Source organism: Acidovorax sp. 69 (genome assembly GCF_002797445.1).
Classification (GTDB): domain Bacteria; phylum Pseudomonadota; class Gammaproteobacteria; order Burkholderiales; family Burkholderiaceae_C; genus Acidovorax.
Window position 1 is genome coordinate 1,841,374 of record NZ_PGEP01000001.1, and the last position, 15,362, is coordinate 1,856,735.

At 65.3% G+C, this 15,362-nt stretch carries 11 protein-coding genes; 4 read left to right on the forward strand and 7 right to left on the reverse strand.

Going from position 1 to position 15,362, the window contains the following annotated elements:
* Positions 1–448: 448 nt before the first annotated feature.
* Positions 449–1,621 carry a pyridoxal phosphate-dependent aminotransferase gene (locus tag CLU85_RS08445; protein WP_100409876.1) on the reverse strand — a complete coding sequence of 391 codons (1,173 nt, stop codon included), beginning with the start codon at positions 1,619–1,621 and terminating at the stop codon, positions 449–451.
* Between the two features lie 88 nt (positions 1,622–1,709).
* On the opposite strand from CLU85_RS08445, the gene CLU85_RS08450 reads away from it, so the two are divergent.
* The 3 genes from CLU85_RS08450 (at position 1,710) to CLU85_RS08460 (ending at position 4,657) form a co-directional block, all read left to right on the forward strand.
* Positions 1,710–3,146 carry an NAD-dependent succinate-semialdehyde dehydrogenase gene (locus CLU85_RS08450; RefSeq protein WP_100409877.1) on the forward strand — a complete coding sequence of 479 codons (1,437 nt, stop codon included), beginning with the start codon at positions 1,710–1,712 and terminating at the stop codon, positions 3,144–3,146.
* A 183-nt stretch (positions 3,147–3,329) separates the two neighbouring features.
* Complete coding sequence (locus CLU85_RS08455) at positions 3,330–3,773, forward strand: hypothetical protein (protein ID WP_100409878.1); 444 nt, start codon at positions 3,330–3,332, stop codon at positions 3,771–3,773.
* Between the two features lie 104 nt (positions 3,774–3,877).
* Positions 3,878–4,657: a hypothetical protein gene (locus CLU85_RS08460; RefSeq protein WP_100409879.1), complete on the forward strand. Its 780-nt coding sequence runs from the start codon at positions 3,878–3,880 to the stop codon at positions 4,655–4,657.
* A 149-nt stretch (positions 4,658–4,806) separates the two neighbouring features.
* On the opposite strand, the gene CLU85_RS08465 is transcribed toward CLU85_RS08460, so the two are convergent.
* From CLU85_RS08465 to CLU85_RS08490, 6 genes are all read right to left on the reverse strand, one after another.
* Positions 4,807–6,978, reverse strand: coding sequence for a TonB-dependent siderophore receptor (locus CLU85_RS08465; RefSeq protein WP_100409880.1), 2,172 nt, complete (start codon positions 6,976–6,978; stop codon positions 4,807–4,809).
* 79 nt (positions 6,979–7,057) lie between these two features.
* Positions 7,058–9,178: a TonB-dependent siderophore receptor gene (locus CLU85_RS08470; protein ID WP_100409881.1), complete on the reverse strand. Its 2,121-nt coding sequence runs from the start codon at positions 9,176–9,178 to the stop codon at positions 7,058–7,060.
* A gap of 256 nt (positions 9,179–9,434) precedes the next feature.
* Positions 9,435–10,139: a TonB-dependent receptor gene (locus CLU85_RS08475; RefSeq protein ID WP_100409882.1), complete on the reverse strand. Its 705-nt coding sequence runs from the start codon at positions 10,137–10,139 to the stop codon at positions 9,435–9,437.
* Between the two features lie 232 nt (positions 10,140–10,371).
* Positions 10,372–12,594 (reverse strand): TonB-dependent siderophore receptor, encoded by a 2,223-nt coding sequence (locus tag CLU85_RS08480; protein ID WP_100409883.1) that lies wholly within the window; start codon positions 12,592–12,594, stop codon positions 10,372–10,374.
* Between the two features lie 25 nt (positions 12,595–12,619).
* Entirely contained in the window at positions 12,620–12,874 is a 255-nt protein-coding gene (locus CLU85_RS08485; protein WP_100409884.1) for a hypothetical protein, read from the reverse strand.
* Positions 12,871–14,088 (reverse strand): PepSY domain-containing protein, encoded by a 1,218-nt coding sequence (locus CLU85_RS08490; RefSeq protein WP_100409885.1) that lies wholly within the window; start codon positions 14,086–14,088, stop codon positions 12,871–12,873. The genes CLU85_RS08485 and CLU85_RS08490 overlap by 4 nt, the downstream gene beginning before the upstream one ends.
* Before the next feature lie 470 nt (positions 14,089–14,558).
* Between CLU85_RS08490 and CLU85_RS08495 the strand changes: the two genes are divergently transcribed.
* On the forward strand, positions 14,559–15,329 hold the full coding sequence (locus CLU85_RS08495) for a hypothetical protein (protein ID WP_157803948.1): 771 nt from the start codon (positions 14,559–14,561) through the stop codon (positions 15,327–15,329).
* The last annotated feature ends 33 nt before the right edge of the window (positions 15,330–15,362 follow it).

Sequence of the window (15,362 nt, forward strand, 5' to 3'; positions counted from 1 at the left end):
CAGGGGCCAGCGGATCAGGGCTCGCGATTGTTTGAGCGCAACGCAGTGGAGCGAGTTCGAGCGAGACCCCGCTGGACGCGAGCACCGCAGGTTGCCCCTCGCGCCCGCAAGGGCGTGTGGGGACGCAGCGTGTAGGGTCGCCTTTTCTTTGGTGACTTTCTTTTGGCGAAGCAAAAGAAAGCCACTGCGCCGCCGGGCGCACACCCCGGCCTCCGCCCAGAAGCCAAGCATGCGGTCGGGTGAGGGCATGGCTTCGACAAGCTCAGCCCGAACGGGTCGGGGCGGGCGCACAGCTTCGACAGGCTCAGCCCGAACGGGTGGGCGCGCGCACTGGCGTCGACAACCTCAGCACTAAGGGTTAAGGCAAGAACCAAACACTACAAAAACAATAGCTGCCAGTGCTTACTCCACAAGCACTAGCGGCCAAAATCGTTCAAAAAACTCTCCATCACCCCTTCAACCAGCCCCGCAACCTCTCCACCCCTTCCTCCAGCCTTCCCACATCCCGGCTCGCAAAACACCACCGCAACCACCCCGCCGCCTCACCCCCAAACGCACTGCCCGGCGCCAACCCCAGCCCCGCCTCTCGCACCAGCCGTTTGGCCAACGGCAGGCACTCGTCATGCCCGTCGATGTGGAAGAACGCATACATCCCCCCCAACGGCGTGGCCACCGACACCCCCGGCACATCGGCCAGCAATGGCACCAGCGTATCGCGGCAGGTTTTCAGGTGAGCCACCAGCGCAGGTGTTACCTCGTCCGTGCGTTGCAGCGCCAACGTGGCCCCGCGCTGCACAAACACCGGCGCGCACGAGGTGTTGAACTCGATCAATTTGCCCACTGTCGGCGTCATCGACGGCGGCAGCACCAGCCACCCCAGGCGCCAGCCGGTCATTAAAAAGCTCTTGGAAAAACTGTGCGTCACCACCAGGCGGTCGTCGGGTTCGGCCACGTCCAGAAAACTGGGTGCCGCGCCGTTGGCCGTGTCGCCCGCGTAGTACAGGCGTTCGTACACCTCATCGGCCAGCACCCATGTGCCGGTGCGGCGGCAGTGCGCGAGGATGGTGGCTTGCTCTTCGCGCGTCAGCGTCCAGCCAGTGGGGTTGTTGGGCGCGTTCACGACCAAGAGGCGTGTGGTGGGTGTGATGGCGGCCAGCAGCGCGTCCATGTCCAGCCGCCACGCGCCGTGCGCGTTGGCCACCAGCGGCACGGTGCGCACCTGTGCACCCAGAATGCGTGGCTGCGCGACCAGGTTGGGCCACACGGGGGTGACCACCACCACCTCGTCGCCCGCGTCCACCAGTGCCTGCACGGCCACCATCAGCCCGTTGACGCCACCCGACGTGACCGCAATGCGGTCAAACCACGCATCGGTGTGCTGCTGCGGGTGCAGGCCGTGCATGTAGCCCGCAATGGCGTGGCGAAGCTCAGGCAGGCCCAGGTTGTGGGCGTAGAAGGTTTCGCCTTTTTGCAGCGACGCAATGGCCGCCTCGCGGATGAAATCGGGCGTGACCTCATCGCTCTCGCCAAACCAGAACTTCAGCACATCGCTGCGCCCCATGCCCTCGTTGGCGACTTCGCGGATGCGCGACTCTTCCAGGCTTTGGACTACTTCTCGCATGCAATCTCCTTGAAAAACACAGTCATCATCGCAGGCGTATAGTCGTTTTTTCGATTTTTTCACCACATAGGCTGACCAGCCCGCGCACATGACCTATCCCAACACCCAACTCTTCATCGCAGGCCAGTGGCAAGACGCCGCCGACGGCAAATCCATCGCCGTGTTCAACCCCTCCACCGGCAAAGAAATCGGCCGCGTGGCCCACGCCAGCAAGCCCGATCTGGACCTGGCCCTGGCTGCCGCCCAAAAGGGCTTTGAAGCGTGGCGCGACATGCCGGCCGCCGAGCGCGCCAAGACCATGCGCCGCGCCGCTGCCCTGATGCGCGAACGTGCCGAGGCCATCGCTGCCATCATGGTGCAAGAGCAGGGCAAGCCCCTGGCCGAGGCCAAGGTCGAAACCATGGCGTCGGCCGACATCATTGAATGGTTCGCTGACGAATCGCTGCGCGTATACGGTCGCATCGTGCCTTCGCGCAACCTCAAGGCCACGCAGATGGTGCTGAAGGACCCCGTGGGCCCCGTGGCGGCCTTCACGCCGTGGAACTTCCCCATCAACCAGGTGGTACGCAAGCTGGCGGCAGCACTCGCCGCAGGCTGCTCCATCCTGGTCAAGGCGCCTGAGGAAACCCCCGCCAGCCCCGCCGAGCTGATCCGCGCGTTTGCCGATGCAGGCGTGCCCGCCGGCACCGTGGGCCTGGTGTATGGCGACCCTGCCGAAATTTCGAACTACCTGATTCCCCACCCCGTGATCCGCAAGGTCACGTTCACCGGCTCCACCCCCGTGGGCAAGCAGTTGGCTGCGCTGGCGGGCAAGCACATGAAGCGCGTGACCATGGAGCTGGGTGGCCACGCCCCGGTCATCGTGGCGGAAGACGCCGACCTGGAGCTGGCCATCAAGATCGGCAGCGGCGCCAAGTTCCGCAACGCCGGTCAGGTCTGCATCTCGCCCACGCGCTACCTGGTGCATGAAAGCATCCGCGCTGAATTTGTGGCGGGTTTTGCCAAGTACGCCCAGGGCCTGAAGGTGGGCGATGGCCTGACCGCTGGCACGCAAATGGGCCCGCTGGCCAACCCGCGCCGTATCACTGCCATGACCGACCTGCTGGCCGACGCCGTGCAGCAGGGCGCACAGCTGATGGCCGGTGGTGAGCGCATTGGCACAGAAGGCAACTACTTCCAGCCCACCGTGCTGGACAACGTGCCGCTGTCAGCCCGCATCGTCAACGAAGAACCTTTCGGACCGGTGGCGGCCATTCGGGGTTTCGAGAAGATCGAGGACGCGATTGCCGAAGCCAACCGCCTGCCGTTTGGTCTGGCCGGTTACGCCTTCACCACGTCACTGAAAAACGCACACCTGCTGGCGCAGCGCCTCGAAGTGGGCATGTTGTGGATCAACCAGGCGGCTGCGCCTGCGGCCGAGCTGCCCTTTGGTGGCCTCAAGGATTCGGGCTATGGATCCGAGGGCGGGCCAGAGGCGATTGAGGCGCACATGAACACGCGCCTGGTGTCGATCATGAATGTGTGAGTGACGGGGTGAGCGTCCCTCCTGCGGTCGGAGGGCGCTCGCACCCAGTGTCCCTGGCGTCACGGGCAGCGGCTGGCCGCAGAGTGATGGGCTCCGCAACAGCAGCCGCTTCCATTGCGATGAAGTGGCTGCGCCAGCTCGGCCTGCCTCTTGCCGCCCTTCTTTTAAACAGCAAATTCCCCCATGAAGTGCTTCGCGCGTTCCTGCATCCTCTTTGTCTCCTTGATTGCGCCATTGACCTACGCCGCTGCGCCAGACCCCGCGCTCCTTGGGTGCTGGCGGGCGGTAAAGATCGTTCTGTATGGGGCGGACGGGTCAACGGCAGAGGACAACTCCGGGCGCTGCGTCCTGCAGTTCAAGGACGATCAATTCGATTCGACCTGCACAACGACCGGCGGGACGGCGACAACCTCGTACCAGTACCAGATTGTTCGCCCCCACTTTTACGTGGCAAAAATGACGAGCAGCACGTTTCGCACGGACCTGATCGGATCCACGCGCGAGTACGAATACCGGATGGAAGGGGATGGACTCGTCACATCGACCGCTTCACAAGCCAAGCTGCCCGCACCCGCTGCTGCGGCGCCAAGAGTAGAAACAAAAGCCACGAAGACGCCGTGCCCGTAAGGTGGAGCGTGCTGTGGAGCCATGGCGTTCCGATAGAGGCGCTCTTGCAGCTCCCTGCAGCCTTGTGTTGGCGCTGGCATTCGTTTTTTAGGGAGGTATTTCGCATGCTTGTTCGACTGCTTGCCCCCTTGCTGGTCATGGCCTGTGCTTTGCCCGCCTGCGCAGGCATGAGCAAAGAAAGCGACAGCAACCGTGGTGGACTTTTCTTTGCCATGCTGACGCCAGACCTTGAGCCGGTGATTGCGCGTTTCGACGACAAGGCCCAGCTCCAACAACTGGCGGGGCACTGCAACATGGGCAAGGCGGTGTTTTCGCTGCAGGCGGGGGTGAGGTACCAGTGCAAGGCAGACGTGTTCAAGACCCCGTCCGGTGCAGACGACTGGGAGGGGGTCGGCGTCACGGTGCAAGGCCCTGTCCGCCAGAGTGACCGTCGGGAATACGCGCTGTTCTCGCTCACACCGCCCGCTACGCCCCGGTGGGATGTGCGCAAGATTGACCCTGACCACCGCGCGGAGCTGCAGGCCTTTCTGCAGTCAGACCCGCGCCGCTTTGGCGGTCTGATGCGCCAGTTGAAGCTGGACGCTGCCATGTCCATTCGCCCGCCGCAAGGTGCTCCAGGCGCACGCGTCACCCTGGTGGTGCCCGGCAAAGTGGTGCGCGATGCGGATGCGTTCTATGAGGCGCAAAGGCACCATGTGTTTGTGCGCAACCAAGGCGCCTACGCCTACATGGGCGTGGTGCCCGGCACGCCCGACAGCTACGTCGATATTGACGGCAACGACCTGCCCGGGCTGGTCGTGAGTGAGGGGTGCGACGGCTGGTGCATCAGCCTGTGGGGCCTGACGGGCGGGCTGCGGCAGGTGGGCACGTTTGGCGGGCATTGAAGACAGTGGGCCGGTTGCCTGCTGCTTGCCTGTGCGGCGTGCCGGTAGGTTGTTGCTCTGCCAATGAATCGCTCATTTTTTGATAGCTGCCAGTGCTTGATGTGAAAGCGCTGGCAGCAATTTTGATTTAAACCGAGGCTGCGGTCACATCAGAACCGATAGGTGGACGTCAACGTATACGTCCGCGCCTGCCCATAGAAGCAATCGCCCCGCGCCAGGCACTGCGTGATGTGCACCTTGTCGGCCAGGTTGACCACGTTGAAGGCCACGCGCCAGTCGCCAGCATCGTAGGCCACCATGGCGTCGGCCAGGGTGGCGGCGGGTGTGCTGATGGCCGTGGTGCCACTCCACTGTGACCCTGTGTAGCGCACGCCCGCGCCCACTGTCCAGCCGCCACGGCCTTGGGCTGCGAAGCGGTGGCTCAGCCAGGCCGATGCAGTGTGTTTGGGCACGCTGGCCACGGGTTGCCCCTGGTCGCCCGCGTTGCTGCGGCTGATCTTGGCGTCGGTGAAGGCGTAGCCCAGGGTGAAGTCCCACTGGCGCGCCAGGCTGGCCTGCACTTCGGCCTCGAAGCCGTTGACCTTGACTTCGCCGATCTGCAGGCTGTTGAGCGGGTTGCCGGGGTCGTTGGTCTTGCGGTTTTTCTCGCGCAGGGTGTAGACGGCGGCAAAGGCGCTGATGCCCTGGCCGGGCGGTTGCCATTTCACGCCCGCCTCCCATTGCTCGCCGCGGGTGGGCTTGTAGGGCGTGCCATAGGCGTCCACGCCGCCCAGAGGCTGGAAGGACTCGGAGTAGCCCGCGTAGGGTGCCCAGCCGCCGTCCATCTGGTAAGTGGCGCCCGCCCGTTTGCTCCAGGCCTTGTCGTCCACGGCGGCTGCGGGGCGGCCTTCGGTGTCGGTCTGCACGCTGTCGTGGCGCAGGCCCAGGGTGGCGGTCCAGCGGCCCCATTGGATCTGGTCCTGGGCGTAAAAGCCCAACTGCTTTTGCACCACATTCGGTTGGCGCACCAGCTGTGCGGCGGTGGGCGGCGTGAAGTTGCCGTACACGGGGTGGTAGACGTCGATGGCCGGGGCCACGGCGCGCCAGGCTTGCTGGCCCGTGTGGTTGCGTTGCACGTCCAGGCCCGCCAGCAGCGTGTGCTCTGTGCTGCCGGCCTGGAGCTTGCCTTCCAGCTGTGTGTCGATGAGCAGCATGCGGCCGGTGTTGATGTTCCATACGGCGTCACGCACGGCAGTGCGGTTATCGCTGTTGAACACCGGCCGGGCAGGGCGACCCGTGGCGGCGTTGGCCGTGAAGCTGGTGTAGATGGTGCGGTAGTCCACCTCGCTCACGGTGCGGCGCAGGTTCTGGCGCACGGTCCAGTCGGCGTTCAGGCGGTGGCTGAACAGGTAGCCCCACGAGTTGTTGGTGGTGTCATAGGCGTCCCAGCCAGGCTCGCCGATGAAGGTTTGGCGGGGAATCTGGCCGTAGGGGCTGGCCAGCTGTGTGCCCTGCCAGGGGAAAAAGCCGATGAGCGAGCCGCTTTTGTCTTTCTGGTGCAGGCCCTGCAGCGTGAGCGAGGTGTCGGCGTTGGGCTTCCAGGTGAGCGATGGCGCAAACACCAGGCGGTCGTCATCGACATGGTCAATCTGGCTACCGCTGTCGCGGCCCACGGCCACCAGGCGATAGAGCCACTGCCCGTCCTTGTCGAGAGCGCCGGTCATGTCTGCAGCAATCTGCTTGCGTGCGTTGTTGCCCACCTGCACCTGCACTTCGCGCAGTGTTTCAGCCTGCGGGCGCTTGCTGGTGAGGTTGAGCACGCCGCCCACGCTGCCCTGGCCATAGAGCACCGAGGTGGGGCCGCGCAAAAACTCCACGCGCTCCAGTGTGTAGGGGTCGGGGCGGCTGGTGTTGTAGGTGCCGTAGGTGCGCAGCAGGCCGTCCTGGTACTGCGTCACGGTGGCACTGCGTGCCGCAAAGCTGTCCACGCGGCTGTCGAAGTAGTTGGAGACCGCACCTGCGGTGTAGGCCGTGACCTGGCGCAGCGTTTGCACGCCCTGGGCTTCCATCTGGTCGCGCGTGATCACACTGATGGCCTGAGGGGTTTCGATGAGTGGCGTGCCGGTTTTGGTGGCGCTGAGCGCACGCTTGGCGACAAACCCGGTGACGGGGGCTGTGGGCGATTCGTTCTCGGCGCCCGCGTTGACGGTCACGGGTGCCAGCGCCTTCTCGGTCGTGGGGGCGGGGGTATCGGTCGCAGTTTGCGCATGCGCTGCGCCGCACAGGGCCAGCAATGCAGCGTGCGCGATGGCGGTGCGGCAGAGGGTGGTGCCGGGGGTCATGGTGTTTCCTTGTCGACAGTGGAAAAAAACAGGGGTTAAAAAATCGGCGCCCGGAGCGCCGGAGGTGTGTGCCGCGCTGTCAGAAGCTGTAGTCCAGCGAGACCTGCAGTGCTCGGGGCTGGCCGGGCACGACCGATCCAAAGCCCGCTGCGGTGGCGGTGCCATCCAGGTAGTAGCGGCGGTTGGCCGCGTTCTTCAGGTTGACCTGCACGCGCACGCCGCCCGCAAACTGGTAGCCCACCGCCAGGTCGACCGTGGTGTAGCCCGGCAAGCGCCATTGGTTGTCGTTGGCGGTGAACTTGTCGCCTTGGTGCACCAGACCACCGCCGACCCACAGGCCGGGCAGCCGGGGCAGGCGGTACTGCGTCCACAGCGACGCGTTGCGGCGCGTGGCCAGCCCGACGCGGTTGCCTACGTTGGCGCCCGCTGTGGTGTCGGCCAGCACCCTGGGGTTTTGGAAGCTGGCCTGGGCGGTCACCGTCCAGCCCGGGGTGATGCGGCCCTGCAGCTCCAGCTCCACGCCCTTGATGCGCTGGCGCGCGGTGAGCACCGAGTAGCCGGGGTGCAGCGGGTCGGTGGCGGGCGCGTTGGTCAGCTCCAGGTCAAAGGCCGACACGGTGGTCAGCAGGCGCTGGTTCAGCCATTCCTGCTTCCAGCCCACTTCCAGCTGTTTGCCTTCGGATGGCGCTGCAGCACGGTCGCCCCAAACCAGCGTGCCCGAGTTGGCCTGGAACGAGCGCGCATAGCTGGTGTAGACCATGCTGCCCGGCCGCACTTCCCAGCTCAGCGCGGCGCTGGGCTGGGTCTGGTTCAGGTCGGTGACGGGGGTGGTGTAAGCGTCCGTGAAGCGGTCATGGCGCAGGCCCAGCAGCAGGGCAAAGTCACCCAGCGCCATGCGGTCTTGCACAAACACGCCGGTGTTGCGCGCGTCGGATGAGAGCCGGCCCACGCCGGTGGAGGCCACAGGTGGCACCAGGCCTGAGATGGGGTTGTAGAGGTCGATGGCGCCCAGGTTGCCCGTGGTGCGCGCGCCATAAAAGCCGGAAATCGCGCGCCAGTCCAGCCCGGCCAGCACCGTGTGCTGCACCGGGCCGGTTTGCAACTGCGCGCGCAGTTCGGCCAGCGCGGTATCTGATTTGTATTTTTGCCCCGGCGCCATCCAGTAGCCACGCGCCACGCGGCCATTCGTCACCGGGCCCATGGGCGACACGATGTTCACGTTGCGGGAGGTCTCGTTGCGCGACAGGTGCACACGGCCTTCCAGCTGGTCAGAAAAGCGGTGCTGTAGCTCGGTGGAGTAAAAGCGCAGGTGGCCGTCGGTCTTCAGCCACGGCTCACCGTAGAAGGCGCCCACGGGCAGCACGTCGGCACTGCGCGGGTTCTTGGGGTCTGGCACGGCCAGACCCGAGGTGGAGGTGCCGTCGATGCTCTGGGTTTCGGCCTGTGCGCGCCAGACTGTGTCGGGTGTGATCTGCCATTCCAGGCTCCCCGCAAACCCTTGTTTGTGGGGCTTGTTGCCATCCACAAAACTACCGCCCCGGCTGGCGGCGCCGTCCAGGCGGTAGCGCAACGTGCCCTCCGCATTGAGTGGGCCCGTCAGGTCGAACTCGGCAGTGCGCAAGCCATCGCTGCCTGCGCCGATTTCCACGGTGCGCAGCGGCTCGGCCTGGGGCCGTTTGCTGACGTAGTTGACCAGGCCGCCGGGCGCCACCTGGCCGAACTCCAGCGCCGCAGGGCCTTTGATGACCTCTACGCGCTCGATGTTGAACAGTGGCGGGTCCAGCAGGTGGACGAACTTGGCCCCGTCGCGCAAGAAGTTGTAGGTGTTGCTGGCCCACAGTCCCCGGATGGAGAACTGCGAATACGAGCCGTAGTACTCGCTGCGCGAGGCCACGCCCGAGGCGTTGCGCAGCACGTCGCGCTCGGTGGTGGCCATTTGCTGCTCCAGCAGCGCGTTGTCGATCACGCTGACCGAGCGCTGTGTCTCCAGCACCGACAGACCCAGGCGCGAGCTGCTCTGGGCGCGCCGCGCCGGTGTGGCCGCTGTGCCTGCGGTGGAGTCCACCACATCCACTTGGCGCAACGTGGGCGCTAGAGTGCTCGTGTCGTCGGCGGTGGGGGTTTGCGCCTGCGCGGCGCCATAGGCAACAAGCAAAACAGCCTGCGCAATCGCAGTGCGCAGGGGGCGATGGTGGTTCATGGTGCTATGCATTGAGGAGCTGCTGACGCTTGTCAAATAAGCGCTAGCGGGGTTTTTTAAGCACAAGGTGTGCGCAAGACGGTCCAACAAGACCCGTGGCACAGGGCGTGGCAAGGGGGCGTTGGGGATGGGGGGATGTGGCGCGCTGGCCCGTCGACCGTCAGACGGGCTGGCTGGCTGGCGAGCTGACCGGATGAAGGGTTGCTGCGTGCCGGACGGGGACTGCGGCCTGGATGGCCGTGTCCCGTCGACTGGCTTAGTGGCCCTTAGGTGGCTCTGGCAGCGCTGGCGACGCCATGCCGTCGGCCAGCACAAACGTCAACGTGGTCACGTAGCTGGCTTCGCCGTACTTCTCGCCCTGGGCGGTGGTGCCTTCGGTTTTGTCGTTGTGCTTGACCTCGGCCACGTACTGGCCCTTCCACGGCGTGACGAAGGTAACGGTGCCGTCTTCGCCGGTTTCAACTTCACGTGTCCAGCCCGATGGCGCGGCCAGTTGCACCTTGGCCTTGGGCACGGGCGCCCCTTTGTAGACCACCTTCAGTTCACCGGGTTTGCCGGTGGGCACAAGATCCAGAGGGGCGGTAGGCGTCACGGGTTTGGCCAGGCCCGCCACCCAGCGGGCCGAGGGCTGCCACACCATCGCAGGCAGGTTGCGTTTGCTGCGGTCGATCAGCGGGTAGGCGGGGGCGGCAAACAGCGTGTCGGGGGTGCCAGTGGTTGTGTAGGCAAAGGCGTCCTTGCCGAGTTTGCCTTCCACGCGCTGTGCGCTGGTGCCAGCCACTTGCTCCAGCATGGGTACACCCTTGAATTGGTCCAGTCGGCCGGGCGAGGTCTCACGCAGGTTCTCATTGAATTCGCCAAAGTGCAGGCGCGCCTGACCACCTGCGTTCTCGAGCCACACTTGGTGGGCGCTGGCGGTGGTGACAGCCGTGAGGGCTGCACACCCGATCATCGTGGTCATTAAAACGGTGTTGCGTTTGGGGGTTGATGGCATGAAGGTTTTCCTTTCGGTGGTTTCAACAAAAATCAAGAAGGCGCACGGCTCCGCACCCCCGCGTGCGCGGAGGTGCTTAGAACTCATCTTTTGATAGCTGCCAGCGATTTATGGATAAGCGCTAGGTGGCGTTTTGACCCTGAATTAGGTCAGTTCGGCGCGCAGGGGCTGGCCGCAGGGCCGGAGGCCGAATCGGCAGTTAGAAGTCCATGCCCACACTCAGCGACAGCGTGCGCGGCGCGCCCACCACCAGATAGCCCGAGCCGGGGTAGCCGCCCACTGAGGCCCAGTGGTTGCGGTTGGTCAGGTTGTCGATGCGGGCGCGCAGTGTGACGAGCCTGCCTTGCACCTCGGTGAGGTAACGCGCACCCACATCCAGCCGGTTCCAGCCGGGCACGCGCAGGGTGTTGGTGGCGTTGGCGTAGCTGGCGCCGGTGTGCACCCAGCGGCCATCCACGGCCAGGCCGGGCACCCCGGGCACATCCCATTCAGCGCCCAGGTTGGCCTGCAGCTTGGGCACGCCAATGACGCGCTGGCCGTCTGTGGCGGCAGCGCCCGTGGTCAGCTGCTTCGCATCCAGCCAGGTCAGGCCACCCAGCACGCGCAGACCCTTGGTGGCCTCACCTTGCAGGGCCAGCTCCACGCCCTGGTGGCGGTCTTTGCCGCTGGTGCTGAAGACGTTGGCGGCGTTCAAAAACGCACGCGGCTTCGTGGTGGAAAACAGCGCCACGCTGCCGCCCACGCGGCCAGCGTCGAACTTCACGCCCATTTCTTTTTGCTGGGAGACATAGGGCGCCAGCATCTCGCCGCGGTTGGCCGCCGTGCCGGGTGCCGTCTGGCCCTGGCTCAGGCCTTCCACATAGTTGGCATACACCGACAGGCCCTTGTCCAGTTTGTAGACCGCCGCCAGCAGCGGGCTCGTGCGGCTTTGGTCATAGCGGTCGGTCTGCGCTGCCGTGCCGTAGGCGTAGTTGGCGATCTCCATCTTTTGGTGGCGCAGGCCGATCGTGAACAGAAGGCGGTTGTCCAGCAGATGCAGCGTGTCGCCCAGCGCAAAGCTGAAGAGGCGCGTGCTGCCGGTGCGCAGGGGGTCGGCCAAGTCGCCGCCCCGGAATGCGCCTGCACTGAGCGCTGGCAGTGGCGATGCAACGGGGCGGTACAGATTGGTGGCCTGCGTGTTGGCAAAGTCCATCGCATACGCGTTTTTCTTGTCGGCGCTGAAGTGCGATGCCACTGCCACCCATTCATGCCCCACGCTGCCGGTTTGCAGCTTGCCGCGCAGGCCCAGCTCGCCGGTGTTCACGCTGTCTTTGCGGGCATTGTCAAAACGGTAGGTGCTGGCTGCGCCTGTGCTGGCGTTCGAAACCGTCAGGTTCGCCAGCGAGTTGGCTTCTTCGCCGCGCCGCGCACCGGCTGCAGCCCAGGCGGTGGTGGTGGGCGACAGGTCCCACTCGCCGCGCAGCGTGCCGAACATGTCGCGCTCGTTCGAGTAGCTCCAGGGCTGGGCAAAGTTGGCTTGGTTGTCGGGCGCGGTGGGCACGCTGGTGACGGCGCTGCCCAACGTGACGTTGGTGCGGGTGTTCTTGAGTTGGTGGTCTTGCCAGCCGATGTCACCCGACAGGCGCACGTCGCGGCTGCGCCAGTCCATGCCTACGGCCAGCAGGCCGAGCTGCACGTCCTCGTTGTCCACCCCCGTGCCGCCGTTGCGTGCGGCAGCGTTCACGCGGATGCCGGTGTTGCCATCGGGCCCAAAGCGCCGGGCGATATCGGCCGCCACCTGGGTTTGGCCGCCGCTGGCCACGCCAAAGGTCACGCGGTTCAAGGGCTCATTGGGTGCCCGTTTGGGCAACAGGTTGATGCTGCCGCCCAGGCCGCCGCCGTTGGGGCTGGCGCCATTCAAAAAGGCCGAGGCCCCGCGCAGCACTTCCACCCGCTCAAACAGCTCGGTGGCGATGTACTGGCGCGGCAGCAGGCTGTACAGGCCGTTGTAGGCCGTGTCGTCCGAGTCGAGGATGAAGCCGCGGATGAAGAACGCCTCCTGAAAATTGCCAAAGCCGCGCGCTATGCGCACCGTGGGGTCGTTCTGCAGCACGTCGCCAACGCTGCGGGCATGGCGGTCTTGAATGAGTTCGTTGGTGTAGCTGGTGATGGAAAACGGCGTGTCCATCGCGTCCTTGGTGCCCAGGATGCCCGCACGCCCACCGCGCGCCACCTGGCCGCCCGGGTAGGTGGGCGAAAGGCCCTGCGCCGACGCATCGGCGCTGGCGTTGACCGTGACGGTGGACAAGGCCTTGCCCTGGGGTTCGGTACCACTGGCCTCAGCCTGCGCCCAAGCGGCGGGTGTGGCCAGGGTGAAGAGCAGCGCGGCGGCCAGGGCGGCCGGGGTCAGGGCTGGGCTGCGAGGGGAATGAAGATGACGCATGGCGGTAGACAGGTGCTTGAAAGCTTCAGAGTGGTTTGGCGTTGGCGCCCGCCTTGTTGGCGGGGGGCTGTGGTTGGCTGCGTGCTGCAGGGGCGGTGGCTGCAGACGGGCTGCGCGGCCAGCCGTACCAGCCCATCACCGCCACCGGAACACCCAGGCCCACCCACGACCACCAGTCGCCCCAGGTGTCGGACACGAGGGCGGTGGCGAGGCCGGTGGTGGTCAACACGGCCATCAAGATGGGCCCGCCCCACAGCGACCCGAAGGGACGCGGCTTCATGCGCGGCCCTCTGTGCTTGGAGGCGTGCGGCCGGTGCGCGCCACCATCGTGCTAGCTGGCGTGGTGGGCGGCGTGGTGTGGCCTTGCACCGTGGCGGCTGCGGTGGTGCTGCCCGCCTGCACACCCTTGCGCAGCCACAGATACAGCCCACTGCCCAGCACCACGATGGTGGCCATGTCGAGCAGCGCCCAAATGATCTTCATCGGCATGCCGCCGTAGTCGCCAAAGTGCAGCGGCTGCGACACCAGCAACGCCGTCAGGTACCAGGGCAGCTGCGGCGCAGCAGTGACCTCGGCCGTGCGCGCATCCACCAGCACGGGCTTGAGCAGCTTGGAGGTGAGCGGCTCATTGCCCCGCATGAAGAACGTGTGGTGGTGCGGGCTGGAGAACGCCGTGCCCGGGAACGCAATGAACGACAGCCTGGTGCCCGGCGCCTGGGCCTGTGTGGCCTGCAGTGCCTGCTGCAGCGGGCCGCGCTCTGTGGCGGGCACGATGGGCTGGCCCTCATAGGGCTTGAGCAGCACCGAGAGCTGGTCGTGCTGCCAGTATTTGATGATCAGGTCTGCCCACGTATTGATCATGCCCGTGCCCCCCACCACAAAGGCCCACACCAGCGTGACGATGCCCAGCAGGTTGTGCAGATCCAGCCACTTCACCCGCTTGGAGCGCTCTCGCCGTACCTCGCCAAACGCCAGCTTGCGCATGAACGGCGCATACAACACCACCCCCGTGACGATGGCCACCAGCAGCAGCAAGCCCATGAAACCCAGAAACAGCTTGCCTGGCAGTCCTGCGAACAGGTCCACATGCAGCTTGAACATCACGTACATGAAGCCTTCGTCAAACCGTGGCTGCGCCAGCACCTGCGCCGTGCGCGCATCCAACGCCACCGAGCGGAAGTCATCGGTGGGCGCTGGTGTGGGCGTGAGCGTGACGAACCACACGTTGTCATCGCCCTCTGCGTGCGATACGAACTGCACCACGCGCTCGGGGTGCAGCGCCTGCGCGGTGGCCAGCACCCGGTCGAGGCTGGCGCGGGGCGCGCTGGCGGGCATGGCAGGCGCCTCCACCTCGGTGCCCAGCAGATGGCCGATTTCGTGGTGAAAGATCAGCGGCAGGCCGGTGATGCACAGCAGCAGCATGAAGACGGTGCACACCAGGCTGGACCACTTGTGGGTCCAGCTCCAGCGGCGCAGGGCGGTGGGGCTCAGCATGGGGCGGGGTGGTAAGGGCCGTCATGCCATCGGACCACCGCCAGCGCCGCCCACGGCACGGGGCACGCTGTCGAAAAAGGGAAGGCGAAAAAGTGGTTCATCAAGCCAGACAACCCGGAAACATCGGAAGACGGTGGGTGCTGGCTGCAGCCGGGAGGCCCGTTCAAGGGCTCGCGGGAAGGGCTATGGCTGGCGGAAACTCAATTTTACATTGCAAATGGGAATTGTTTGTATTAGTGACGGTGCTGGGGGTAGAGGTGTTGCGAAATGGATGCAGCCATGCTGCCCATGGGGCGCTTGGCGGCAGGGACGGCTTTGCGCGCAGGGGCTGTGGGTGCAGGGCGGGGTTGGAGTCTGCAGGCTATATTCCTCTCGCCCCAACGCGCTGGTTTGGCATACATTCACACCGGCGTTTGAAATCAGCACATCGGCTTCAAACCCAGGCTGCGAGCCGCTTTCAGGAGAACTCTGTGTCCACGATATCCCGCGCCGTTCAGCCTGTTGCGCACGCATCTGCGAGATGCACGTGGGCCTTGTACCGGGCGCTGCACAGGGCGGCCTTGCCAGCGCTTGCTGTTCTGGCCATTTTGGGTACGGGCAACGTGCACGCCGCAGACGAAAGCACATCTGCGGAGCAAAAAGCCCGGTTCGCAATCCCCCCCGAGTTTCGGCATCTCGACTTTGTCTTGGCCGCTGCGGAAGGTGATTTGAACGGCGACGGCGTTCCCGATCGGGTCATGTTGTTGATGGGGCGCAAAGGCGAAGGCCCGCAAGAGGAGCGGCTGTTCGTCCTGACCGGACGTGCGGATGGCAGCTATCAGGTGCTCTCGGTGTCCGGCGAGTTCTGCCACCCCGGCAAGTTCTACCACCTGGACATTAAAAACAATTCGTTGTTCGTTCAGGCGGTCTACTACGCGGACGCCGCCCGGTTCTCGGGCTTCACGCTGCAGTTCCGCTACAACGCCAAGACCAAAGAGCTGGAGCACATCGGCGAGCAACAGGATGACGAAGACTACGCCAGCAACTCCTCCTACCGGGTGAGCCTCAACTACCTGACCAACGCCGCGATTCATTCGCGGCGTGCTGGAAAGAAGTACAAGGAGGTGAGAGGCCGGATCATCGATGCGCCGGGCGTGCTGCCTTTGAACGGGTTTGTCTGTGAAGGCTATGGCATGACGAGTTCGTCGGTCTACTTGGATGAAAGCTTCAAGGTGCACCAGAAGGGCGTGACACCTCCGTGATGCGGAGCGGGTTCACCGGAAGAGTCCGCAGCG